Annotated in this window: 25 protein-coding genes; 15 read left to right on the forward strand and 10 right to left on the reverse strand. The window is 71.1% G+C overall.

All coding sequences use genetic code 11. The features are described 5' to 3' along the window. Window positions 1–291: hypothetical protein (locus VM324_03125; GenBank protein ID HVL98264.1), on the reverse strand; the 291-nt coding region annotated here is incomplete at its 3' end. Window positions 292–304: 13 nt separating this feature from the next. Further along, entirely contained in the window at window positions 305–820 is a 516-nt protein-coding gene (locus tag VM324_03130) for a hypothetical protein (protein HVL98265.1), read from the reverse strand. Between the two features lie 148 nt (window positions 821–968). Here VM324_03130 and VM324_03135 point away from each other — a divergent pair, with 148 nt between their 5' ends. Together VM324_03135 and VM324_03140 are read left to right on the forward strand one after the other, a co-directional pair. Next, window positions 969–1,595, forward strand: coding sequence for a helix-turn-helix transcriptional regulator (locus VM324_03135; GenBank protein ID HVL98266.1), 627 nt, complete (start codon window positions 969–971; stop codon window positions 1,593–1,595). A 2-nt stretch (window positions 1,596–1,597) separates the two neighbouring features. Then, window positions 1,598–1,924: a hypothetical protein gene (locus tag VM324_03140; GenBank protein HVL98267.1), complete on the forward strand. Its 327-nt coding sequence runs from the start codon at window positions 1,598–1,600 to the stop codon at window positions 1,922–1,924. A 233-nt stretch (window positions 1,925–2,157) separates the two neighbouring features. Here VM324_03140 and VM324_03145 read toward each other — a convergent pair whose 3' ends face one another. Together VM324_03145 and VM324_03150 are read right to left on the reverse strand one after the other, a co-directional pair. Then, the gene (locus tag VM324_03145) at window positions 2,158–3,672 is read right to left on the reverse strand and encodes a hypothetical protein (protein HVL98268.1); all 1,515 of its coding nucleotides are present in this window, start codon (window positions 3,670–3,672) and stop codon (window positions 2,158–2,160) included. Next, entirely contained in the window at window positions 3,669–4,862 is a 1,194-nt protein-coding gene (locus VM324_03150; GenBank protein ID HVL98269.1) for a nitroreductase family protein, read from the reverse strand. Before VM324_03150 ends, VM324_03145 begins: the two co-directional genes overlap by 4 nt. Before the next feature lie 243 nt (window positions 4,863–5,105). Here VM324_03150 and VM324_03155 point away from each other — a divergent pair, with 243 nt between their 5' ends. Next, entirely contained in the window at window positions 5,106–5,870 is a 765-nt protein-coding gene (locus tag VM324_03155; GenBank protein ID HVL98270.1) for an ATP-binding protein, read from the forward strand. Further along, the gene (locus tag VM324_03160; protein HVL98271.1) at window positions 5,871–6,527 is read left to right on the forward strand and encodes a response regulator transcription factor; all 657 of its coding nucleotides are present in this window, start codon (window positions 5,871–5,873) and stop codon (window positions 6,525–6,527) included. It begins immediately after the preceding gene. Window positions 6,528–7,459: 932 nt separating this feature from the next. On the opposite strand, the gene VM324_03165 is transcribed toward VM324_03160, so the two are convergent. Beyond that, complete coding sequence (locus VM324_03165; GenBank protein ID HVL98272.1) at window positions 7,460–7,969, reverse strand: hypothetical protein; 510 nt, start codon at window positions 7,967–7,969, stop codon at window positions 7,460–7,462. Window positions 7,970–8,237: 268 nt separating this feature from the next. Next, window positions 8,238–8,384: a hypothetical protein gene (locus VM324_03170; protein ID HVL98273.1), complete on the reverse strand. Its 147-nt coding sequence runs from the start codon at window positions 8,382–8,384 to the stop codon at window positions 8,238–8,240. Window positions 8,385–8,548: 164 nt separating this feature from the next. Between VM324_03170 and VM324_03175 the strand changes: the two genes are divergently transcribed. After that, window positions 8,549–9,409: a hypothetical protein gene (locus tag VM324_03175; protein ID HVL98274.1), complete on the forward strand. Its 861-nt coding sequence runs from the start codon at window positions 8,549–8,551 to the stop codon at window positions 9,407–9,409. Between the two features lie 57 nt (window positions 9,410–9,466). Here VM324_03175 and VM324_03180 read toward each other — a convergent pair whose 3' ends face one another. Beyond that, a complete protein-coding gene (locus VM324_03180) occupies window positions 9,467–9,835 on the reverse strand; it encodes a hypothetical protein (GenBank protein HVL98275.1) in 369 nt (122 codons plus the stop codon). A gap of 474 nt (window positions 9,836–10,309) precedes the next feature. Here VM324_03180 and VM324_03185 point away from each other — a divergent pair, with 474 nt between their 5' ends. From VM324_03185 to VM324_03215, 7 genes are all read left to right on the forward strand, one after another. Beyond that, on the forward strand, window positions 10,310–12,622 hold the full coding sequence (locus VM324_03185; GenBank protein ID HVL98276.1) for a helicase-associated domain-containing protein: 2,313 nt from the start codon (window positions 10,310–10,312) through the stop codon (window positions 12,620–12,622). Next, window positions 12,622–14,310 (forward strand): DNA repair helicase XPB, encoded by a 1,689-nt coding sequence (locus VM324_03190; GenBank protein HVL98277.1) that lies wholly within the window; start codon window positions 12,622–12,624, stop codon window positions 14,308–14,310. Before VM324_03185 ends, VM324_03190 begins: the two co-directional genes overlap by 1 nt. A gap of 133 nt (window positions 14,311–14,443) precedes the next feature. Continuing rightward, window positions 14,444–14,668: a type II toxin-antitoxin system prevent-host-death family antitoxin gene (locus tag VM324_03195; GenBank protein HVL98278.1), complete on the forward strand. Its 225-nt coding sequence runs from the start codon at window positions 14,444–14,446 to the stop codon at window positions 14,666–14,668. After that, window positions 14,659–15,057 (forward strand): type II toxin-antitoxin system VapC family toxin, encoded by a 399-nt coding sequence (locus tag VM324_03200; GenBank protein HVL98279.1) that lies wholly within the window; start codon window positions 14,659–14,661, stop codon window positions 15,055–15,057. The genes VM324_03195 and VM324_03200 overlap by 10 nt, the downstream gene beginning before the upstream one ends. Before the next feature lie 92 nt (window positions 15,058–15,149). Continuing rightward, a complete protein-coding gene (locus VM324_03205) occupies window positions 15,150–16,127 on the forward strand; it encodes a helicase-related protein (GenBank protein HVL98280.1) in 978 nt (325 codons plus the stop codon). Then, entirely contained in the window at window positions 16,070–16,987 is a 918-nt protein-coding gene (locus VM324_03210) for a hypothetical protein (protein HVL98281.1), read from the forward strand. Before VM324_03205 ends, VM324_03210 begins: the two co-directional genes overlap by 58 nt. Before the next feature lie 32 nt (window positions 16,988–17,019). Beyond that, complete coding sequence (locus VM324_03215) at window positions 17,020–18,093, forward strand: DNA-processing protein DprA (protein HVL98282.1); 1,074 nt, start codon at window positions 17,020–17,022, stop codon at window positions 18,091–18,093. On the opposite strand, the gene VM324_03220 is transcribed toward VM324_03215, so the two are convergent. Both VM324_03220 and VM324_03225 read right to left on the reverse strand, forming a co-directional pair. Then, window positions 18,017–18,421, reverse strand: coding sequence for a PIN domain-containing protein (locus tag VM324_03220; protein ID HVL98283.1), 405 nt, complete (start codon window positions 18,419–18,421; stop codon window positions 18,017–18,019). The genes VM324_03215 and VM324_03220 overlap by 77 nt on opposite strands. A 297-nt stretch (window positions 18,422–18,718) precedes the next feature. Further along, entirely contained in the window at window positions 18,719–19,405 is a 687-nt protein-coding gene (locus VM324_03225) for a helix-turn-helix domain-containing protein (GenBank protein HVL98284.1), read from the reverse strand. Between the two features lie 63 nt (window positions 19,406–19,468). Between VM324_03225 and VM324_03230 the strand changes: the two genes are divergently transcribed. Further along, window positions 19,469–20,329, forward strand: coding sequence for a class I SAM-dependent methyltransferase (locus VM324_03230; GenBank protein ID HVL98285.1), 861 nt, complete (start codon window positions 19,469–19,471; stop codon window positions 20,327–20,329). A gap of 266 nt (window positions 20,330–20,595) precedes the next feature. On the opposite strand, the gene VM324_03235 is transcribed toward VM324_03230, so the two are convergent. After that, window positions 20,596–20,730, reverse strand: a complete 135-nt coding sequence (locus tag VM324_03235; GenBank protein ID HVL98286.1) for a hypothetical protein — start codon at window positions 20,728–20,730, stop codon at window positions 20,596–20,598. 537 nt (window positions 20,731–21,267) lie between these two features. Here VM324_03235 and VM324_03240 point away from each other — a divergent pair. Further along, entirely contained in the window at window positions 21,268–22,158 is an 891-nt protein-coding gene (locus VM324_03240) for an HD domain-containing phosphohydrolase (protein HVL98287.1), read from the forward strand. Further along, the gene (locus VM324_03245) at window positions 22,136–22,735 is read left to right on the forward strand and encodes an HD domain-containing phosphohydrolase (protein HVL98288.1); all 600 of its coding nucleotides are present in this window, start codon (window positions 22,136–22,138) and stop codon (window positions 22,733–22,735) included. Before VM324_03240 ends, VM324_03245 begins: the two co-directional genes overlap by 23 nt. The last annotated feature ends 51 nt before the right edge of the window (window positions 22,736–22,786 follow it).

Raw genomic sequence — 22,786 nt, forward strand, 5'->3', positions numbered from 1 at the left:
TTCAGCCTCCCAGGCGGCGAGGTCGGGCGGCGGCTCGACCACCGCGGGAGGCGCGGGCCGGCCGGGCAGGTCGACGTCAATGGCGGCCTCGGGCAGGTCGAGGCCCTCGCACGCCCCGGCGACGAGCTCGGCGTTGGTGCACGTGCGGCGCTCGTCCGGCGGGTTCTTGCGCTGCGCCTCGGCCTGCACCCGCCGCCCGCGCGCCGGTGGAGGTGGCAGGTACACGACGACCGTGCCGAGGTCGTCGAGCACCGTCGAGCCGGCACGCAGCGCCTCGGTGGCCGCACCCATGAGGTCGGCCTCCTCACCAGGTGTCGGCGAGGAGGGCGCGTGCGGCGCGGCGGACGCGCACAAACTCGCTGGCGCGGATGCCGGTGGCCGCCAGCGTGTCGAGGCTGGTCTTCTGCAGTTCGGACAGCTCGCGGTAGGCGTGCACGAGCGCCTCCTCGGTGGAGGGGTGCTCGCGGACCTCGGCGAAGATCCCGGGTGCGTCGGTGAGCACGGTGCGGACCGCGGCGGCGACAACGGGGGTCGACACGGGTCGGCGCCCCTGCGCGGCCAGGCGCGGGGCGCCCAGCAGCTCGGCCAACCGGTACACGGTGAGCAGGTTGAGCCCGGCGACGCCGGCGCCTTGCGCGGTGACCGGGCCGAGCTCGCCGCTGGCCAGCAGCCGGCGGGTCGACACGCCCACGTAGTTCGTCGGCACCACCACGGTCACCGGCTGCAGCGGGTCGTCGGCCTTGGCCGCCGAGACGCGCTCGCGCAGCAGCTCTGCGGCCGGCCGGCCGTAGCGTGTCGAGTGCAGCGAGATGTCAGCCATCGGGCGTCAACGGTACGCGGGGGGTGCAGGGGCCGGGGCCCGACTTGGAACAGCACCTCCGCTGCGCGTCGGACGACGTCACCGACGCGCCTCGCCGTGGCGTTCGCCGGCTGACGTGCGGCAATATCCGCGCGGATATCATGACCTCGTGGGAGAGGTTGCCGCCCGCCTCCTTCGGTCCGCGCGTCGGCGTGCCGGGCTGTCGCAGCACGCCCTCGCGCGCCGCGCCGGAACCTCGCAGCCCACGCTTTCCGCGTACGAGCGGGGCGAGAAGGGCCCGTCGGTCGAGACTTTGACCCGTCTCCTGGCGGCTGCCGGCACGACGCTCACGGGCACGAAGGGACCGGCGACGATCAGGGACCACCTGCGGGGAGCCGGCGGGCTCCCGGCGACCTTCCGCCCCGACCGGCTGGTGGAGGTGGCCGCTCGCGTCCGCGAAGGCCAGGACGCGTGGTTCGCATTACGGGAGTTCCTCGACGGTGTCGGCCTGGCCGGGGACGTCGCGGGCAGCCCACAGGTGCGGCTATTGATCGCCGACGCGCCGCCGCCGGCCGGCGACCGGCGGGTCGACGCCCTGCTCGCCGCCGTCGCCGAGCACCTCGCCGGCCGGTACGCCATCCCGCGACCGGGCTGGGTGGTCGAGCCCGCTCGGTTCCTGCAGACGTGGTGGTTCCCGCACCGCCGCGCCTTCGACGCGCTCGCCGTCCGGGACTCGCCCCCGGCCTTCCGGCGCCGGGGCATCTTCCTGTGCCCCTCCGTGCTCGAGCGGGTGTAGCAGTGGACCGTGGGGGACTCCCGCCCGACTGGTTGAACGACGCGGTGAAGGGCTTCCTGCCGGGTCCCGACCCCTACGACGGGCCGGCGTTCGACCTGCCCGGACTGCGCGTGCAGGCCGCCTCTCCGCAGATGCTGCTCGCCCTCAAGGTCCTCGCCGCCCGCGTGGGCGAGGACGACGAGGACGTCGCCCAGCTGGCGGCGCTTCTGGGCCTGCCCTCGGCCGGCGAGGTGGTTGACCTCGTGGAGGACATCGTCGGAGCGGAGCGGCTCACCGCCCGCTCCCGCTTCTTCGTCGAGGCCGTGCTCGACGAGCACGTCGGGGACTGACCGCCGCTGCGCAGGCGAAAGGACGCGGCGCACGACGCCCCCGCCGGCCTGGCCCGCGACCGGGCAAGTCCCGGGGCGGCCGTCAGCCAGAGACGGGCCGGTCGGCGGGCACGATCGTGAACGCGCCGCTCTGGAGGGGAGCGACCGCGCGGACGTCGCGCTCGACGAACGCCAGGATCGATCGGCTTCCCAGGGCAATGCCTCCTGCTAGCACCGGCGGTGGCGGCTTGTGGCTATGAGACGCGGTCGATGTATTGGTGCTTGATGCGGTTCTCGCCGGCGAACGGGCCGGTCCCCGTTGCATGGAGCGTCACGCGGGGCAGCTGGTCCTGCGTCGCGGTGTTGCAGTAGGCGTTCCGAAAGTCGCCGTTGACCTTCCCGAGCTGGGTGAAGAGCTTCTTGGCGATTCCCGCTCCGGACAAGTCTGCGGGGTCGCAGCCTTCTCGGAGTGCAATCGCGACCTCCAGGGTCTTGTTGTGGTGCTGGTCCTCTCTCGAGATCAGGCGGAAGCTCTCGAGGTGAGGAGCGAGCTCATCCAAGCCGAACAAGATCTCGCCGACGCTGTCGGGTGTGACGTTCGCGCCGTAGTAGTCGATGGACAGGTCTGAACGCCCGTAGAGGAACAACAGTGGCAGCCTGATCGGCTGGGTGTCAGCGATGAGGTGGGTGAGCCCGAGCTCTGCCAAGACGGCCGCGACCTCCTCGTAGCGCAAGACGTGTCCGAGGTCATGGATGTTGTAGCGGATCTTGGGGGCGATGTTGCTCGGCCGCGTCAGCGTGACGAGCAGCTCTCCCTTCGGGTTGGCCTCAAGGTGGTACACGAGCGGGTTGTACTGCAAGACCATGGGCAACGTGCCGTGCACGGTCCGGGTCAACCGCTCCCGCAGCATGGGGTCCTGCTGCATCTCCTGTCGCAGGCGGATCGTGAACGGGCTCTCGGCGGCCATGTTGATCTCGAGGTCGGAGGCACCGTAGGACCCCACGACCTGGGTGAACGAGCGCAGCAGGTAACGCCGCATGGGCTCGCTCATGGCCTCGCCGCCGAAGATGGCACGGATTCGGAACTCCCCCCAGTCGATGCGGCGGTCGTCGCTCAGGGTCTTCAGGAACGGCGGGTAGCCCGTCACGACGTAGTCATAGCCAGGACCGAACTCCTGCAAGGTGTGGACGATCTTGTCGAGGTCCGGGCCGGTGGACTTCATGATGCAGATGTCGCTGAGCGAGAGGCTCACGTTGAGACCCGTCGCCCACGCCCCGAGCGCGAACGCGTTGATGACGAAGCAGGGTTGGTCGCCCATCGCGGTGCGGAAGGACAACTGGAGCATCTGCTTGGTCGCCCAGCGTTCCTCGGGGCCACGAACCCAGCTGGTGGCCCTGCCGCTGCTGCCGGAGGACTCGTCGACGACCACGCCCCGGCGGGGCAGGCCGCCGCCCACACAGCGGGCTTCGTGGTCGTAGCGCTGGACGTAGGTAACCTTGTCGGTCTCCGGCAGCACCGCCAGATCGGGCAGGCCGTCACGGTAGCGAAGTGCGGGCGGGCCGCCGTGCTCGTCGATGAAGTCACGGTACGCGGGCACGTTCCGGTAGGCGTGCTGGAAGTTGACCCAGGCCCGCCAGGCTCCTAGTCGCCACCGCGCACCGCTGAGTCTGTCGGCGAAGAGGGCCTTGTAGAAGAGGGGATGGCGCAGGAACCAACCCTGCAGGGCGTTGGCGAGCAACACGAGCCCGTGGTGGAAGAGCCGGTTCACTGGAGGACCTCCGGCAAGGGCAGCCGTTGGCTGCGAACCGGCTCATGGTCGGAGTAGCCCATGCGCACGAGGAGCCACACCATGTCACGCCCGCCCTCGCCCTCGCGGATACCGAACTTGTCCACCATGGACCCACGGGATTCCTCGTTGGTGATGATCGACCCGTACGGTTGCCAGTCGATGCCGTGCTGGGTCAGGATCAGCCACAGGCGCAGCATCAGGTGACCCGCCCCGATCCAATCCTCGGCGTCCACGAAACGTCCCTGCAGCCACCCGACTGTCGAGATGCCGGTCATGGTGCGCATGTACACCCGCTGGGTGAGCTGCTTCACGACCGGTGCGGCGAACAGCCAGTGGTAGCGCATGAACCCCTTCAACAGCCATCCCGGTAGCACCAGGGCCTCCGGCGAGAGCCCGTCCCCCGTCCGGCGCGCTTCCTTCTCGGAGTAGCGCAGCCACGAGCCGAGCTCCTGACGGTAGCGGTCGTGTTCGAGGTCGTGGTACAGCGCGTCGCGGTTCAGCTCCTTCACCCACTGCACCGCCATGGGATCGACCGACACGTTGAAGGTGTGCCCGTAACGGCGGGCTTCCTCGCGCAGCTGACCGATCACCGCCGCGGGCACCGGCCGGTCGTTGTAGGGATGACGGTTCGTGCGCCGTCGGTGCAAGAGCGCGGGATCCAGGTCATCGACCTGGTGGCCTTGCGGCACCAGCCGCAGGTCGGCGACCTTCCGAAGGCCATCCGGCTGCCCCTGATACAGCGGGCCACCGGTGTACTCGGCTGCCAGCGCATAACCCCGTGCGTGCGCGGCGATCCGCAGCGTCTCGACAACGATCCCGCACGTCAGATACGTGAACCTGCCCTCGGGGTCGCCTACCGGCAGCCCGCGCTCGGTCACGAAGAAGAGCTGGGCACGATCCCGATCGAGGACGCGCAGCCGGGTCGGCTGGGTGTTGTGCGGGGACGGCGCCCGGCGCGCATACTCGGCAAGTTCAGACCACAGGCCCGAGATGTCACCAGTCGGGCTTGGAACGCGGGCGTCTGCCTCGGCCTTGTCGTCTCTCATGGCTCCCATTGAAAGGCAGACGAGCGGGGCCGGGTAGACGGCATCCGCCGTGTTTCCTGCGGCGAAGATGCCCAGAGGCGCCTGGGATGTTCCGGCAATCGCACGGCTTCGGCGGCTGAACACGTGTTCCCCCGGGGGCGTCGTTGAGCTACAACCGGATGATGAGCACCGGCGTGGCCAACCGCACCCGCTCACGGCGGCTGCTGCTGCGCGGGATTCTGGTGTTCCGCTGGGCGACCCTGGGCTGGATGGTGGTGCTGGCGGTGAACACGCCCACGGGGTTCGCACGGCCGGGGTTGGCGTGGGGCGCCGTTGCGGTGGCTGGGGGCTGGGCTGGTGGCCGCGCGCCCGCTCAACGGTGTCCCCGTGGCTGACCTATCCGCCACCCAGGCGCAGCAGGCGGCCGGGACGGTGGTCAACTATCTGGTGGCCGGCGTCGCTGTTGGTCTGGTCGCCCGGCTCCTGGACGCCTCCGCACAAGCAGCCGAGACCGCCACCGGCGAGCTCCTCGCGGAGCGAGAGCGGACCGCACGCTTGAGCGAGCGGCAATCGCTTGCGCGCCAGATCCACGACTCGGCGTTGCAGGTCCTGGCGTTGATCCACAAGCGCGGCCGGGAGCTGGCGGGTGAGGAGCGGGTCTCAGGCCGACAGGTCGCCGAGCTGGCCGACATGGCCGGCCGACAAGAGGCGGAACTGCGCGCGCTGGTACTGCGCCCAGCTGAGCGGAGCCCATCGGGGACCGCGTCGCTGCGTGAGGCGCTGGAGCGGGCCGCTCGAAGCATCGACGGCGTGCCGGTGACCGTGAACGCCATCGGGGCGCTGATCCTGCCGGCCGCGCTGGTGTCCGAGGTCGCCGCCGCCGTTGGTGAGGCGCTGCGCAACGCCGCCCAGCACGCCGGCGCCCAACGCGTCGTTGTCTTCGCCGAGCAGGCCGATGGCCATCTGGCGGTGTCGGTGCGCGACGACGGGCGTGGCTTCACCTACGACGAGGCCGAGCTGGCCCCACAAGGCAAGGCGGGGATGCTGCGCAGCATGAAGGGACGAATACTGGACCTGGGCGGAACCATGGACGTGGAAACCGGTCCTGGCCGCGGCACCGACGTGACCTTTGAGATCCACATGGAGGACTGAATGAGCCAGCCGATCCGGGTGGTAGTCGTCGACGACCACCCCGTCTGGCGCGACGGCGTCCGCTCCGACCTCGAGACCTCGGGGATTGTGCAGGTCGTGGGCGAGGCCGCCGACGGCGGTGACGCGGTCGACGTGGTGCTGGACGTCATGCCCGATGTGGTCCTCATGGATCTGCAGCTACCGACCGTGTCCGGTGTGGAGGCGACCCGACGCATCCTCGAATCGGCTCCCCACGTGCGCGTGCTCGTGCTGTCCGCGTCGGCTGAGGAAGCCGACGTGCTGGCAGCAGTGAAGGCCGGCGCGATCGGCTACCTGCTCAAGAGCTCAACCTGCCAGGAACTGGTCGACGCAATCCGCGGCGTGCATGGCGGCGAGCCGGTGTTCACGCCGTCGCTGGCCGGCCTGGTGCTCGGTGAGTTCCGCCGCATGGCGGCCAGCGCAAATTCGGGTGAACCAGGACTGACTGCCCGGGAGAACGATGTGCTCAAGCTCGTCGCGAAGGGCTACACCTATCGAGAGATCGGCGACAGGCTGTTCATCTCCACCAAGACGGTGCAGAACCACGTGCAGAACATCCTCACAAAGCTGCAGCTTTCGCAGCGCTACGAGCTCATGCGCTACGCGATCCACAAGGGACTGGACCGCCTGCCCGAGTAGTGAAGAACATCGCGCTGCACACCCTCGACGAGGCGTGGCAGACGGTGGGCCGCAAGCCGGGGTGCTGTGTCGCTACGCCGATGAGCTTGTCGTCGTCTGCCCCACCCGGGAACGTGCCGAGCAGGCGCGGGACCTGGTGGCGGTCCTGGACAGGTTGGGGCTGCGTCTGCACCCTGACAAGACCAGGATCGTGCACCTGCGCAAGGGCGCTGAGGGATTCGACTTCCTCGGCTTTCACCTGCGCAAGTGCGAATCGTGGCGGCGGCCGGGCAAGTGGTGGCTGCTGCGGTGGCCGTCGGAGCGGGCCATGGCGGCGATACGCGCCAAAGGTCCGCGCGCGGACCACCCGCAGCCACGCCCATCTGCCCATGAGCGAGGTCGTGGCCCGTCTCAACCTCGTGCTACGAGGTTGGGGCAACTACTTCCGCTACGGCAACTCGCGTGGAAGTTCAGTGCCGTCGACTCCTACGTGCGCATGCGCCTGGCGCAGCTGGCGAGCACCAAACACCGCCGGCCGGGACGCAACTGGCCCGCGGGCTACAACTACGCGTGGTCCAAGCGCCTCGGCGTGTACTGGTTGGTGGGAACCGTCCGCTCAGGGGCTGTGCATGCCTCGCGGTGAACGATGTCGGTGAGCCGTGTGCGGGAGAACCGCACGCACGGTTCGAAGGGGAGGGGCTGGACACGGACGGACCCGGCCACGGTGGCAAACGTCGAAGCCAGAAGGGAAACCGCCTGGCTGGTGCACTACCCACCTACCGTCGACCAAGGTCCGTACCGACCCAGCCTCTTACCCGACACCACCAGGGTCGGCACCCGTGACCCCAGGGCCGAAGGGCATCCGGAGCTCAGCATCCTATGCCGGAGCCGGGGACCCCTATCCCTATGGTGGGGACGGGGCCGACATCACAACGCCTCAATCGTGTTGCGCCCTACCGCACGTCGGCGTCGTACACCTCCTCAGCCGGCAGGCTCAGGAGGTGGTCGGCCGTGTCCTGCTTGAGTCGCCCGACGGCCTCTGCCTCGGCGGGGGTGTCCACCCCCCGGCAGACCCGGTCGACGAACTCGTCGGTGGCCAGCCCCACGCGCAGCTTCAGGTCGACGATCCGGTCCTCGTACAGCAGCCGGAAGAAGAACCGCCCCTGCGGGGCCCGGGGCGCGTCGGCGGGTGCCAGCTCTGGTGCGGGTCGGAAGCGGTCGCCGGTCACCGCCCGGGTGACCATCTCGAGCGCGTCGCGGGCACCGTCCCCGGCGAACGCGCTGTCGACCCAGATGCGGTAGCGCTCCGGCGGTGGGCCACCGGCCAGGAGCGGCAGGGCGCGCTGCAGGGCCTTGAAGCCATGCGCGAGCCCCGCGATGGAGCTGCGGCCGTGGTACTTGATGAGGTCGTCGAAGGAGATGGCGACCGGCTCGCCGTGGTCGAGCACCTCGAGCGTGGACATCATGACTCCTCTCCGGCAGGTGGGCGACGACCCTACTGCGCAACCCCGTTCTAGTCCCAGGTGCCTGGGAGAGACTCTCCCGGGCTCCAAGGACCGGGTTCCCGTATCCGCCGGAGTTCGACGGTTCGGCCCCGCGCCCACGGATGTTGTGGTAGCGGCTGCACTGCGTAGCTCTTGGTTGAGGGGAAGGACAGGATTCGCCGCACCGCACGGCCTTGCATCGGGATCCGCAGCCTCGACCAACTTTCGTTGTTCGAACCACCAGTGACTACTCGGCGGTGTCGCCTCCGTCAACTGCATCAGGCGGTTTTCCGATGCGCTCCACTGTCTGCGTCAGGCGCGTGAGGAGCCACAGGACATAGCCAACAACGAGGAGCGGCAGGATCCAGCCGATCAAAAAGAACACGGCTTCCATCGCGAACCTCCCATGGGGCTGCCGCCCGGGTTGCGCACGGGGATCGGTCGGTGCTCTCGAGGACCTCACCCGCGCACCACCCCCCTGACCCCAGGTGCACCCGGTGCAACTCGACCCACTGGCTCATACTGCACAGCACCTTGCTCGAGGCGGAGGCGACGAAGATGACCGGGGAGCGTCGGTGGTCCGACCCCATAAGGATGGTCCCGTACACCCTTGAACTCGATCAGCCGCACAAGCGGGCGCTGACCGTGGCCGGCGAACTGCTCTGGGACGGCTTCCTGGACAGCATCGAGGACGCCGATCCCGGGCGCGCCGACTTCATCCAGATGCTGCCGCCGGCCTTCGTGGATCGTGCGGCCGACGACTGGCGCCGGTGGTTGGCGACGCTCGCCACCTCGTTGTGGAAGCTTGGCCAACCACATCCGCCCCGGCCGGCCAGCATGGCTGAGCAGCTTGCCGTCGGCATCCTGGCCGACTACGCCGAGCGGGACCTGACAGAACTCGCCGATGACGGCTTGGTCGACCTTCTTCTGCCCGAGCACGGGCTGCACGTTCGTGACTGGCTGGATGCCTACCTCGACGACTTCGACCACGAGCTGCTCTACGACCGGTCAGCGGACGGCATCGACGACCTGTCCACCGGCGACCAGTACGGCTTCGGCCGCATGGACTACGAGGGGATGTTCGCGGTGTTCAACGAGCTGGACGACCGATGGCGTGGGCTGGCCCACCCCATGGCCCCGCTGGCCCGTGACGAGGCGGAGCGCATCCTGGAGGACCACCTCCAGGCGTCGGTCGTGGCGCTTGCTGCGCGCACCGCCGAGGCGGCCGTGGCCGGCAAGTCCACGGTGCCCGTCGATGATGCCGCTGTCGACGCCGAACTCCTCGCCCACCGCCTCAGCTGGTGGCTGGGCCTGGATGTGCGTCCCGCAGCCGACGACTCCTCGCTGACCATCGCCACCGAACCCGACCCCCACCATCGCGAGCGCCTGCGCTGGTGGCTGGAACGAGGGTCCGACTGAGCTCCGTCAGCCGTGCTCGAGCAGCTGCTCGCCGGCCATCCGGCGCCGTGCTCGCGCTCATCGAGGCGGCCGACCGTGTCGTGGCCCGCTCCAGGAACGACGGCTCCTCGCGTGGTCGGCGCCGCGGACGAGCTCCTCGAACGCCGGCAGGAAGCTCGACTTGCGGTGATGCTCGGCGCGCACCTCAGCGACGAGCCGGTGCCAGTCGCGGGGTAGCCCCGCCCGCTCGTAGCAGTCGCGGGCCCGTTCGAGATCGCGCAGGGCCGCCGGGTAGGACTTGGCCCTGCCTGTCGCAAGTACCCCCAGCGCCAGGGCGCGCCACAGTCGCGCCGCCGCCCCTGGATGAGCCTTGCCCAGCGGCCGGGCGGCCTCCTGCACCGAGTAGCGACCCAGCCCCGCGAGCGCCTCGTCGCTGCTGTGGGCCACGACCTCGGCGAGGCGCTCGTCCAGCGCGCTCCCCCCGTTCGACCCATGCCAACGCGTCCTCGGGCTTGCCGCTCGCGGACAGCATCCTGGCCACCGCGTGGCAGTCCTGCGCGGTGAGCCCGGTCTGCTCGGCGCGCACGGCGCGGAAGCCCGAGTCGTCAGCCATGTGCAGGTAGACGTGGCCCCGCAGCGACCCGTCGTCCTCCAGCACCGCCCACCCACGCCCGCTGGCCTGATCGCTGTCGTCGTGGCCGTCCCAGGTGAACTCGACAATCCGCCACCTGCCCTCGAACGTGGCGGTCAGCGCGTCCGAGTGTGCCGGTCCGTCAGGCGGGCAGCCGCTCGTGCGCTCGCGCAGCTCGACTGATGGGGCGTGCCCTGAGCACGTCGGAGGTTGTCGCCGACCCGGGCGACGATGCTCTACCATTTGGCGCGCCTTCCCCACCGCCCGCTCGCCGAAGGGAAGGCTCTCGTATGCCGACCGGGAACTCCTTGCCCGACCAGTTGCGCGCGTGGCCCGCGGAGCGGCTCGCCGGTCTGCTCACCCGGGTGCCCGTGCTGCGCCACGCGCTCGAGGGCCACGGTCCCCTCGCCGGAGTCAGCCCGTACGGGCTGGCCTACCCGCCGCAGCTCCGCACGGGTCACCGCACGATCGAGCGGTTGGCGACGCTGCTGTCCAGCCCGATCGGCATCGACGCGTGCCTGGCGAGCCTGGACCGCACGGCCCGCGACCTCGTGACGCTCGCGGTGTGGCACGGCGGGGCGCTGTCACGCGAGCAGGCGCTGGCCGAGGTGGCCGCCTGCGGGGTCGATCCCGACGCGATCGCCCCGCGCCTGGACGATGCCGCCGCGGCCCTGGCGGCCGCGCTGCTCACCGAGCCGGCGGCCGGGTGGGTCGTCCTGCGCCCCGGCGTGGCAGGCGTGGCGGACCTGCCCGGCGTGCTCGCACGGCCCAGCCTCGAGCAGGCGCCGTCCAGTGCGCTGCAACAGGCCCTGCGCAACCACGGTGTCCGCCGTCCGCCGAGTCGCAAGCAGGAGCGGGTCGACGCCCTGGAGGCGCTGCTGCGCGACGGCGACGCCGTGCGCGCGGCCGTTCAGGGCCTGAGCGACGACGCCCGCCGCCTCGTGCACCGCCTGGTGCGCGACGGTCCCCAGACGCTGCGCGACCTCGGCGTGGTCGCCTACGAGCCGTGGGACCGCACGGCCACCCCGCTGCGCGAGCTCGAGGCACTCTGCCTGGTCGGCGTCGACTACGCGGATCAGGAGTGCTGGGCGTGGCTCGACGTGGTCGTCGCGCTGGGCGGCGGTGTGGTGCCCGACTGGCCGCCCCCACCGGACGTCGAGACCGCTGCGGTGCGCGATCCCGGCGGGCTGCCCGAGGTGATCGGCCGGCTGGCGGCGCTGGTCGCCCTGTGGCGCGCGCAGCCGGCTCCCGCGCTGGCCGGCGGTGGGATCGGGGTCCGCCCCGTGCGGGCTGCGGCCAAGCAGCTCGGCGTGCCGGCCGGCCACGTCGGTCTGCTCACCAACCTCGCGGTCGACCTCGGTCTGCTCGGTCAGGTGCCGGCCGGGCCGACCGGGCACGGGCGCGGGCGCGCCGCGAGCGAGCGGCTCGCCTGGGCGCCGACGGCGCGGGCGGAGGACTTCGAGGCGCTACCCGCCGAGCGGCGCTGGGCGCTGCTCGTGCAGGCGTGGCACGACGCCGAGGATCTCGACGAGACCGAGGGGCTGCCCGAGCGGCTCGAGTCGTCCGCCTGGTACGGCGCGACCGTGGCCCGCGGCGCGTTGCTGGACCTGCTCGCCGAGCTGCCACCCGGCGCCGGCCTGCACGCCGACGACCTTGCGGCCGCGGCCGCGCACCGCTACCCCGCGCTGCTGTCCGCTCCGGTGGCCGCCAACCTCACCGAAGCGGCCCGGGCGCTCGGCCTCGTGCCGCCCGACGGTCCGGTCGGGCTGACCGGCCTTGGCCGGGCGTTGCTGGACGGGCCGGAGGCGCTGGCGGCGGCGCTGCCGTCACCGGCGACGAGCTTCGTCGTGCAGGCCGACCTGTCGGTCGTCGCCCCGCCGGACCTGGCGCCCGACCTGGGCGGGCGTCTGGAGCGCTACGCCGAGCTGGAGTCCGCCGCTGGGGCGCGGCTGTACCGCCTGAGCGAGACCCGTCTGGCCGCCGCCCTCGACGCCGGCGAGCGCGACGAGGACATCCTCGGCTTCCTCGACGCGCACTCCACCGCACCCCTGGCCCAGAACGTGGTCTACCTGGTGCGCGACGTCGCCCGCCGCCACGGCCGGGTGCGGGCCGGCGCCTGCTCCTCCTACGTGCGCAGCGACGACCCCGCGCTGCTGTCGCGCGCGGTCGCCGTCAAGGGCGCCGAGCTGCGCGCGCTCGCTCCGACGGTGGCGGTCTCGGGGCTGCCGCGGGACACGGTCGTGGCGGCGCTGCGCGCCAAGGGACTGATGCCCGTCGCCGAGGACGCCGACGGCCTCGCGCTGCGTCCCACGGTGACCGCCCCCGCCGACGGCGCCGACCTGCCCGAGCTGCGCGAGCGGCTGGCGGGCTGCGCCGCGCACGCTCAGTTGCTTGCGGCCGAGCTGCTCGCCACGCCCCCGCCCCGGACGGGTCGCGACGGGCTCGGCCCCGCGGCCACCGCTGCCTCGTTGCTCGATCCGTGGGACGACGTGGACCTTGAGGACGAGGAGTGGGTGGAACTCGACGTCGAGTGGCTCGCGCGGGGTCGCGAGGCTCTGCAGTCGCTGCTGGCCGAGGTCCAGCAGCGGGGAGGCCGGCGCTGATGGTGGAGTATGACAACCCGCTGATCGTGCAGTCCGACGCGACCGTGCTGCTCGAGGTCGCAAGCCCCAAGGCTGGCGACGCGCGCGCGGCGCTGGCGCGCTTCGCCGAGCTGGAGAAGTCCCCCGAGCACGTCCACACGTATCGCATCACGCCGCTGTCGCTGTGGAACGCCGCCTCGGCGGGCGTGGACGACCGCGACGTCGCCGCGACACTCACCGACTACGCCAAGTACCCCGTGCCCGACTCGGTGCTCGTCGACGTCCGCGACCAGATGAGCCGCTACGGGCGCCTGCGGGTCGTCCGTGACTTCGACACCGGGGGGCTCGCGCTGACCAGCGCCGAGCCGGCGCTGCTGGCCGAGGTCGCCCACGACCGCGCGGTCGCGGGGCTGCTCGGCGACCGCCTCGACGGCAACCGCTACGCCGTGCGCCTCGGCGACCGGGGCCCGCTCAAGCAGGCGCTGCTGCGGCTGGGCTGGCCCGCCGCCGACGAGGCCGGCTACGACGACGGGGCGAGCCTCGACGTCGGCCTGCGCGCGTCGCTGCGCACCTACCAGGCCGACGCGCTCGCGAGCTGGTGGGCGGACGGCTCCGCCGCCGGCGGCAACGGCGTGCTCGTCCTGCCGTGCGGGGCGGGCAAGACGGTGATCGGGCTGGCGGCCATGGCCCAGTCGGGAGCCTCGACGCTGATCGTGGCGACGTCGATCGTCGCCGCGCGCCAGTGGATCGCCGAGCTGCGCGACAAGACCGACCTGGACGCCGAGGCGATCGGCGAGTACTCCGGGGAGCGCAAGCAGATCCGGCCCGTGACCGTGGCGACCTACCAGGTGCTGACCTGGCGGAACCCCCGCGCCGGCGATGACGCCGAGGTGGGGACGGCGCACCCCCACCTCGGGCTTTTCAACGCCCAGCGCTGGGGGCTGGTCGTCTACGACGAGGTGCACCTGCTGCCCGCGCCGGTTTTCCGCGCCACCGCGCAGATCCAGGCGGTGCGTCGCCTCGGCCTGACCGCCACGCTCGTGCGCGAGGACGGCAAGGAGCCCGACGTGTTCGCGCTGATCGGCCCGAAGCGCTACGACGCGCCGTGGCGCGACCTCGAGTCCCAGGGGTGGATCGCCCCCGCCCGCTGCACGGAGGTGCGGGTCGACCTCGCCGAGGACGCGCGCATGCGCTACGCGACCGCGCCGGCCCAGCAGCGCTACCGCATCGCCGCGACCGCCGGCGCAAAGCTGCCGGTCCTCGACGCGCTGGTCGCCCGCCACCCCGACGACCGGGTGCTCGTCATCGGCACCTACCTCGACCAGCTCAAGGCCGTGGCCGAGCGGCTCGGCGCGCCGCTCGTCACCGGCCAGACCGGCCAGGGCGTCCGCGAGCAGCGCTTCGCCGCGTTCCGGGACGGCTCCCTGCCGCTGCTGGTCGTCAGCAAGGTCGCGAACTTCTCGATCGACCTGCCGGAGGCCAACGTGGCGATCCAGCTGTCCGGCCAGTTCGGCTCCCGCCAGGAGGAGGCTCAGCGGCTCGGGCGGATCCTGCGGCCCAAGGCCGACGGCGGACAGGCGAGCTTCTACACCGTGGTGGCCCGCGAGACCATCGACCAGGCCTTCGCCGCCAACCGCCAGCGCTTCCTCACCGAGCAGGGCTACGCCTACACGATCCTCGACGCCGAGGAGGTCCTCGCCGGCGCGTGATCGGGCTCCCGCCGAAGGAATGAGCGGCCGTCCTCGTTCGAAGGTCGAGCACCGCGACGCACACCGGCTCGAGTCATGAGGCTCCGAGGTCGCGGGGGAGTCCCGCCGATCTGGTCATGCTAGGCTGGTCATCATGGTCAGCGTGCACAACGTCGCCGAGGCCAAGGCGCAGCTGTCTCGCCTGCTCGATGCCGCGCTCGCGGGGGAGGAGGTCATCCTCGCCCGCGCGGGCAGGCCCCTCGTGCGGCTCGTGCCGCTCCAGCCGCCACCGAGTCGGGAGATCGGCTTCCTGCCGTTGACGATGCCCGACGACCGGTTCGACCCACTGGAGGGCGATGATCTCGAGCGGTGGTCGTGACCACCCTCGTGCTCGACACCCACGCCTATGTCTGGGCCGTCACCGCGCCGGATCGGCTGTCGGCGCCAGCGCGTGAGGCGGTCACGGATCCCGCCAACGAGCTTCTGGTGTCGGCTGCCACCGTCTGGGAGATGGCGATCAAGCACCAAGCGGGGCGGTGGCCAGAAGCAGAGGTCCTGTTGCGGCAGCACGACGCCCTCACGCTCCGCCTGGGGGCCGAGGAGCGTCCGATCACCGCGGCGGACGCCGTACGCGCCGGTGGGCTCTCCTGGGCGCACCGCGATCCCTTCGACCGCATGCTGGCCGCACAGGCTCTCCTGTCGCAGGCGACGCTGGTGACCAAGGACCCCGGCTTCGCCGCGCTCGGCGGCCTGCCGATCCTGTGGTGACGCCGACCGCGAGCCGCTGACCCACCCACGCGTTCCCGTAAGCGCCCCGACGGTTTTCCGAACTGTCCCAGCGCCGTCGTACGGTCGTGGCGATGACGAGGGACGCGAGGGCGACAGAGCTGCTGACCGCGGTTGCGGGGCCGACTGCGTCGTTTCGGGCCGGGCAGCTGGAGAGCATCCTCGCCCTCGTGGAGCATCGCGCGCGCCTGCTGCTCGTGCAGCGGACGGGCTGGGGCAAGAGCGCGGTGTACTTCATCGCAACCCGTCTACTGCGCGAGGGGGGAGCCGGTCCGACGCTCCTGATCTCGCCGCTGCTGGCGCTGATGCGCAACCAGATCTTGATGGCCGAGCGCGCGGGCGTGCACGCGTCAACGATCAACAGCGCCAACCGCGACGGGTGGGTGCCCGTCCTCGGCACCACAGCGACGGCCAACGACCGGGTGATCGCCGACATCGGCGAGCAACTCGACCTGCGCCTCGCGGTGCACCGGGGGCCCCTCGCCAGGGAGTCCTTGCGGCTGTTCGTCGCGCCCATAGCGGACCAGGCCCAACGCCTGGCCTGGCTTGCCACCTACCTACCCGGCCTGCCCGGCAGCGGCATCGTGTACTGCCTGACGGTCGCGGTCACGCGGCGGCTGGCCGCCTGGCTGCGCGGCCGAGGGATCGACGCCGCGGCCTACTACGGCGCCCTGGATGCCGACGCACGGGAAGACGTCGAGCGGCGACTGCTGGACAACGACGTCAAGGTCGTCGTGGCCACCTCCGCGCTCGGGATGGGGTTCGACAAGCCCGATTGGGGTTCGTCGTCCACTTCCAGGCTCCCGGATCGATCGTCGCCTACTACCAGCAGGTCGGCCGCGCGGGCCGAGCAGTGGACAAGGCCTTTGGGATCCTGCTCGCCGGCACCGAGGACGCCGACATCCAAGACCACTTCATCGAAGTCGCCTTCCCACCGCGCGACCAGGCAGAGGCTGTGGTCGAGCTGCTGGCAGCCGCGGCGGCCCCGGTGCGCATGTCTGAGATCCAGTCGCGGGTCAACGTCCGGCGCAGCCGCCTGGAAGCCATGCTGAAGATCCTCGAGGTAGAGGGCGCGGTCGAGCGCACCGCTGCGGGTTGGCTGCGCACCCTGGGCTCCTGGGAGTACGACGCCGAACGCGTGGAACGGGTCACAGCCCAGCGGCGTGCGGAGCAGCGCGCCGTCGCCGAGTACGTGACCACCGGCCGGTGCTTGATGCAGTTCCTGGGCGAGCAGCTCGACGATCCCCACGCCGCCCCGTGCGGCCGTTGCAGCCGCTGTACCGGCCAGGCGCTGCCCGCTGCGGTCGCGAACGAGGTGGTGGCCGCCGCCGTCGAGCATCTGCGGTGGCAGACGCTGGACATCGCACCGCGGCAGCAGTGGCCGACGGGGCTTGCCGGCGTCTCCGGGCGGATCCCCGTCGGGTCACGGGCGGAGCCGGGTCGGGCGCTGTCGATCTTCGGCGATGCGGGGTGGGGAAGGCTCGTGCGTGCCGGCAAGTTGCACCACGGCCGTTTCGACGACGCCCTTGTCGGGGCGGTCGAAGAGCTGCGGCGCCGATGGCGTCCCCGGCCGGAACCGGCATGGGTGACCTGCGTTCCGTCGCTGCGGCGCCCCGACCTCGTGCCGGACTTCGCCGAGCGCGTCGCCGACCGCCTCGGGTTGCCCTTTCGGCCGATCGTGGCAAAGGTGCGTGAAGGGCGCCCCCAGAAGGACATGGAGAACAGCCAGCAGCAGGCCGCCAACGTCATCGGCGCGTTCGCGCTGACGGGTCCGCCGCCGACGACGCCCGTGCTGCTCGTGGACGACATCGTCGACTCCCGCTGGACGCTCACCGTCGTCGCCGTGCTGCTCCGCGAGGCCGCCAGCGGGCGCGTGCACCCTCTGGCGCTCTCAACCGCGACACCGCGTTGAGCGTGCCCCGATGTGAGAGACTGGACGACGACATGCCAACCCGTTCCGACAGTGCGCTCGCGTCGCTGCTGCTCACGAACCGCCTCGTCGACACGGGCGCCGAACCGCTCACCTCGCGCGACTACTGGCAGCTGCTCGATCAGGTCGATGATCCGGCGGTGCTGCTCGGATGCAGCGTCGAGGCCCTCGTCGGCCAGTTCGGGTTGTCGCGCGTCATCGCCGAGCGGGCCGCTGCACTCCTCGACGCCGGTACGGCCCTGGCCATCGAGCTCGATCGGTTCGAGCAGCAGGGGCTGCACGCTGTCACCCCGTTCGACGCGGCCTACCCCGGGCGCCTGTCTCGCCGGCTCGGCACGACCGCCCCGCCGGTCCTCTACACGGCCGGGTCGCTGGCGCTGCTCGAGCATCCTGGTATCGCGGTGGTCGGCTCCCGCACCATCGCCGATGCGGGCGCGGTGGTCGCAACGCGGGTCGCGCAAGCGGCCGCCGACCGCGGCGACACCGTGATCTCGGGTGGGGCGAAGGGCGTGGACCGGCTCGCGATGGACGCGGCGTCGCAGGCCGGTGGGACAGTCGTGGGCGTCCTGGCCGACGCGCTCGACCGGCGGCTACGCAAGCCCGACGTGCGGCGAGCGATCAGGCGCAACGAACTATGCCTGGTCACCCCCTACAGGCCCACCGCGGGGTTCTCGGTAGCCAGCGCAATGGCCCGCAACAAGATCATCTACGCGCTCGCGCGGGTCACGCTCGTCGTCGCAGCCGACGCCGGCCGCGGAGGGACATGGGAGGGTGCCGTCGAGGCCCTGCGCCGGGGCTTCGGTCCGGTTGCGGTCTGGAGCGGCGAGGGCGCCGGGGACGGCAACGAGGCGCTCGTGAGCCGCGGCGCCCACGCGGTGCACGACCTGGAGCGGCTGTTCGACGAGCCACCCGAGATCCCGGTCGACCCGTCGAGCAGCTGCGTCTGGGCGTATAGGCGGCCCCGCTCTGCGTCGCTCGTGCGCCGTGAGGGACAAAGGGTGGCTGAGCAGGTCAGGTCGCTTCGGGTTCGTCGGGTACATGCACCTGGCAGGGCGGCTCGGCCCGGGCCAGGCGGTGATCGGTCGTGACGAGGGGACATTTACGCTCGGCGGCCAGCGCGACGTAGAGACCATCCAGGAAGTGGACGCGCTCCTGCAGTTCCAGCGCTCGAGTCATGTGAGCGCCCGTGGGAGGGACCAGCTCCTGCTCCAGGTCGTCGACCTCGAGTAGCGCCGCCTGGGCCACCTGATCGTCGATTTCGTCGGCACGCCGCAATCGGGCGATGGCGGAGAGCACCTCGGCGGGTTGATGCGCGGGGGCGCAGACCACCTGGCCGCGCAGCTGCTCGAGAACCCAGTGCTTGGCCGACTGATCGAGCACGACGTCCACCATGGCCGCGGCATCGAGGACGATCATGCGCCGAACTCGTCACGAGCCGCGTGCACGGCGGCCGCCGTATCGATGGAGCGGCGCAGTCGTGGCGCTCGGGAACCGACCTGCTCGACCCAGCGGTCAGTAACGCGTGCCCGCAGGGCCTCCTCGATCGCATGCTGCGTCAACGCGGAGATCGGCAACTGCTCGTCCCGCGCCGCACGATAGAGGACCTCGGGCAGGTAGACGCTGATCTTGGGTATACCCCCGGTATGCCCCCATGGGGAGGCGCGGCGAGGACCAGCCACAACGGACGTGCAGGGTGGCCGTAGTCGTCGCAGTTCATCCATGCTTGCTGGGCGCGCCCGACGCGCTGTCAGCGGTCCCGAGCAACTGTTCGGTGAGCGTGTCCCTGAACCACGTCTCGAATGCGGCAGGGCTCCAACCTCGTTCGCCGGTGAGCAAAAGCCAGACGTCCGGGTGGTTCAGCGTCCACAGGATGTCTGTGGCCGTGGAGACGTCGAGGTTCGAGCGGAGGCCCTTGTGCTGCGCGATCGCACTCACGATCTCCCTTTGGTTCGCGTAGAAGTCCGTCTGGATGAGCTCCCACAGGGCTGCACCGTCAGCGTCGACCACCGCAGCCGAGCGAATGGCTCGAAGCATCGGCCCGATCCGCTGTTTCATGGCGCAGGCGCCGGCTGCTAAGAGTGTGATCTGACGCCGGGGGTCAGGCTCCTCCACGATCGCCCGGTACCACTCCCGCTGGGCGACGGGCGCGTCGCTGGTGTCGCCCTTGAGGGCGCGGTCCCACACTGTGCGGAGCAGTGTCGCCTTGGTCGCGAACGCGAGGTACACGGTCTTCGCCGAGACGGCTGCCTCCTGGGCGATGGCCTCGATGGTCGTGGCGACGTAGCCGTCACGCTCAAAGAGCGCCTGGGCTGCGTCCAGGATCGCCAACCGCGTGGCGAGCGCTTGCTGCTCGCGGCGCGGTGATCGGTACGACCGCTTCGGAAAGTCACCATCGCCCACTTGACTACCCGCTCACAGAAATGAATACTCTCGGCATAACCCGATTCGACTGAGGAGCGCGCGATGATAGCAGCCGACATTGACGAGCGGCGCAAGCACGTCCACGGCATGTGGGCCGCAGTGGCCCCTCGCTGGGCGGACTACGCCGACGAGATCGACGAACGCGGGGCGGCGATGACCGAGCGGCTCCTAGACCTGCTCGGCCTCTTGCCGGGGCAACGAGTGCTCGAGCTCGCCTGTGGGCCCGGCGGCGCCGGTCTCGCCGCAGCGGCGGCCGTGGGCGACCGAGGGCAGGTCCTGATCTCCGACGTCGCCGCCGAGATGGTGGCGACCGCTATGGCACGAGCCAAGGCACGGGGGTTGAGCAACGTCGTCGCCGCCACGCTCGACCTCGAGGACATCGACCAGCCCGAGTCCACGTTCGACAGCGTGGTGTGCCGTGAGGGGCTGATGTTCGCCGTCGATCCAGCCCGCGCGCTGGGTGAGATCCATCGCGTCCTTCGTGCCGGCGGCCGCCTCGCCTTCTCGGTGTGGGGGCCACCTGACGCCAACCCGTGGCTCGGCGTGGTCGTCGACGCCGTTGCCGCCGTGACCGGCAAGGAGATCCCACCGCCGGGCATGCCGGGCCCGTTCGCTCTTGCCGACCGCTCGGTCCTGCTTCCGCTTGTCGAAAGAGCGGGATTCGAATCCGTGACGTTGGAGGGACTCGAGGTGCCGCTCCGGTCGCCGTCGTTCGATGCATGGTGGCGTCGCACGGCCGTCGTCGCCGGGCCTGTGGCCACGATCATCGCGCGTCTCGACGCTAGTACACGCACCGCGCTGGAAGACCACCTGCGCGCTGCGGTTGCCGAGTACGCGACGGATCGCGGCGTCGAGCTGCCGGGGCTAGCCCTGATCGGGTACGGCCGGCGCCCTGAAGCCTGAGGCCCGAGGCCTACCACTGATGCGGCATTTGGTTACGGGGCGTCGTGTCGGGAGCGGTGGGCTGTTTGCCGGATGCTGGGTCGCAACCTTCGGGGAGCCGCCGCTTCCGTAGGCGAGTCGGCGCCCGGTAAGCCACCGGAGGGAGGGACGTCGAACTCAACGGGCGGTGCAGCCCCGATCAGTGACGACGGGGGGGCTGCCAAGGCCTCGGAACGCGCGGTGAACCTCGACGAGGCGTCGGCGAAGAAGATCGCCCGCTGCGGCAGTCAGAAGTCACCGAGCCGGATCTGGCGTGGCAGCGGCGCCTGCGGCCCGAGATCCTCGCCGCGGAGGGTCGCGGTGGTTCCCGGAACGGCCCACACACGCCGGGGGGCGGCCCAGTAGCGCTGGCCGTTGGGCATCGTGCCCCGTCAGGAGCACCTTGCCGATCGACAGGAACGGCCCGGCCGTCGCGCTCATGGCGCGGAGCACCAGGCCCGAGCGCCACGCAGCGTCAGGCAGGTGGGCGCCGCCGGCGCTCATGACCCTGGTCGCGCCGGTGGCGCCCAGCTCCATGCTCCAGTCCAGCATGTCGTCCACCAGCACGGACAGAGACCGGTCACCGGTCCAGGTGATCGTGATCCGAGCGGTGTTGGCCTCTGCCAGTGCGGCGCCTAAGAACCGCTCGCCCTCTCCTTCGGGGAGCACGGGCGTCCGCCGCCGGCTTCCGTGTTCCTCGATCATGCAGAAGGAACTGGCCCGAGGCATGGGGCGTTTGCCTCGTCTGCCGGACGCAGCAGCCCCGGGCAGGCTGCCAGTGCTAGCAGCACCCGTGTGTACAGTTGACCGATGGCTGGCGGTTCCGCAGGAGAGCGCGTCCGGCTGGCGGAGCTGTTGGCTGCCCTGTCCCTGGGCACGGACCTGGGCATGGGCCTGCCGATGGACCATGTGCTTCGACAGTGCCTGATCGCGCTGCGCCTGTCCGAGCGGTGGGCCTCGACGAGTCCGACCGCGAGGTCGTCTACTACGCCGCGCTGCTCGCCTGGGTGGGCTGCCACGTCGATGCCTACGAGCAGGCCAAGTGGTTCGGCGACGACCAGGCGTTGAAGGCGGACTTCCGCCAGGTCGACCTGGCCGGAGCGGGAAGCCAGGCGTCGCTCATGCTGAACCATCTGGGAGCCGGCCGGCCTCTGCGCGAGCGGGCTCAGCTGGGGATCGCCTTCCTGGGGGGCCGACGGCACGCGGCCGAAGCCATCCTGGACAACCACCGGTTGGCCGCAGATGGCCTGGCGGAACGACTCGTGCTCGGCCGACGGGTTCGTCACAGCGTCGAGCAGACCTTCGAGCGGTGGGACGGCAAAGGTGTGCCGAAGGGGGCGAAGGGCGAGGAGATCCTGATGACCTCGCGGCTGGTCAACCTGGCTGATGTCGTCGAGGTCTTCCACCGGGCGGGGGGCACGGACGCGGCGATCTCCGTCGCACGGCAGCGCAGCGGGACCCAGTTCGACCCGGGCCTCGTCGAAATCTTCTGCGCCGAGGCCCCGGCTCTCTTCCACGACCTCGACACCGCGACAAGTTGGGACTCGGTGGTCGCAGCGGCGCCTGCTCTCAGCGTTTCGCTCTCCGAGGACGAACTCGAAGCCGCCCTCGAGGCGATCGCCGACTTCGTCGACGTGGAGTCGCCCTACACGATCGGCCATTCGCGGGGGGTGGCGGATCTCGCCGGGGCCGCAGCCCTCGACCCGGGGCTCCCCCGACCGACGCGAAGACGATCCGCCGAGCAGGGCTGGACCACGACCTGGGCCGCCTCGGCGTCTCCAACGCGGTCTGGGACAAGCCCGCCACCCTGACCCCGCCGAGTTCAAGCGCGTCCGTCTCCATCCCTACCTGACCGAACGCATGCTTGCGTGGTCGCCGGCGCTCACCGCGCGGGGGGCCATCGCGGTCCAGCATCACGAGCGACTGGACGGCTCCGGCTACCCCCGTGGGGTCTCCGGTGCTGCGCTCACACCCGGGGGGCGGGTTCTCGCGGCTGCGGACACCTACCATGCGCGCATCGAGCCCCGGCCGCACCGCCCGGCGGGCGCGCCGGCGGACGCGGCCTCGCACCTGCGCGCGGAGGTGCAGGCGGGACGCCTCGATGGCGGAGCGGCGGACGCCGTGCTGCGCGCTGCCGGCCATGAGGCGAGCCGCCGACGGAGCTGGCCGGCCGGGCTCACCCCTCGTGAGGTCGAGGTGCTGCGACTCCTGACACTGGGGTTGTCGAACAAGCAGATCGCCAGCCACCTGGTCATCTCACCGAAGACCGCACGTAACCACGTCGAGCGCATCTACACCAAGATCGGGGTCTCCAACCGCGCCCTGGCGAGCCTGTTCGCGGCCAGGCACGGCCTGATGATGGACTCCCCGGCGCCTGCGGATGCGTGATCAGCCGGGGCGGGCGGCGGCCTTCGCGGTGCCCCCGTGATGTCACACCCC

The organism is Egibacteraceae bacterium (assembly GCA_035540635.1).
In the GTDB taxonomy this organism is placed as follows: Bacteria; Actinomycetota; Nitriliruptoria; order Euzebyales; family Egibacteraceae; genus DATLGH01.

What these genes read in the sequence shown, in the direction of transcription:
- VM324_03130 (HVL98265.1), bottom strand. Translation starts at nt 820, where the DNA reads ATGGCTGACATCTCGCTGCACTCGACACGCTACGGCCGGCCGGCCGCA.
- VM324_03160 (HVL98271.1), top strand. Translation starts at nt 5,871, where the DNA reads ATGAGCCAGCCGATCCGGGTGGTAGTCGTCGACGACCACCCCGTCTGG.
- VM324_03165 (HVL98272.1), bottom strand. Translation starts at nt 7,969, where the DNA reads ATGTCCACGCTCGAGGTGCTCGACCACGGCGAGCCGGTCGCCATCTCC.
- VM324_03170 (HVL98273.1), bottom strand. Translation starts at nt 8,384, where the DNA reads ATGGAAGCCGTGTTCTTTTTGATCGGCTGGATCCTGCCGCTCCTCGTT.
- VM324_03175 (HVL98274.1), top strand. Translation starts at nt 8,549, where the DNA reads ATGACCGGGGAGCGTCGGTGGTCCGACCCCATAAGGATGGTCCCGTAC.
- VM324_03185 (HVL98276.1), top strand. Translation starts at nt 10,310, where the DNA reads ATGCCGACCGGGAACTCCTTGCCCGACCAGTTGCGCGCGTGGCCCGCG.
- VM324_03190 (HVL98277.1), top strand. Translation starts at nt 12,622, where the DNA reads ATGGTGGAGTATGACAACCCGCTGATCGTGCAGTCCGACGCGACCGTG.
- VM324_03195 (HVL98278.1), top strand. Translation starts at nt 14,444, where the DNA reads ATGGTCAGCGTGCACAACGTCGCCGAGGCCAAGGCGCAGCTGTCTCGC.
- VM324_03205 (HVL98280.1), top strand. Translation starts at nt 15,150, where the DNA reads ATGACGAGGGACGCGAGGGCGACAGAGCTGCTGACCGCGGTTGCGGGG.
- VM324_03210 (HVL98281.1), top strand. Translation starts at nt 16,070, where the DNA reads ATGTCTGAGATCCAGTCGCGGGTCAACGTCCGGCGCAGCCGCCTGGAA.
- VM324_03215 (HVL98282.1), top strand. Translation starts at nt 17,020, where the DNA reads ATGCCAACCCGTTCCGACAGTGCGCTCGCGTCGCTGCTGCTCACGAAC.
- VM324_03220 (HVL98283.1), bottom strand. Translation starts at nt 18,421, where the DNA reads ATGATCGTCCTCGATGCCGCGGCCATGGTGGACGTCGTGCTCGATCAG.
- VM324_03230 (HVL98285.1), top strand. Translation starts at nt 19,469, where the DNA reads ATGATAGCAGCCGACATTGACGAGCGGCGCAAGCACGTCCACGGCATG.
- VM324_03235 (HVL98286.1), bottom strand. Translation starts at nt 20,730, where the DNA reads ATGCCCAACGGCCAGCGCTACTGGGCCGCCCCCCGGCGTGTGTGGGCC.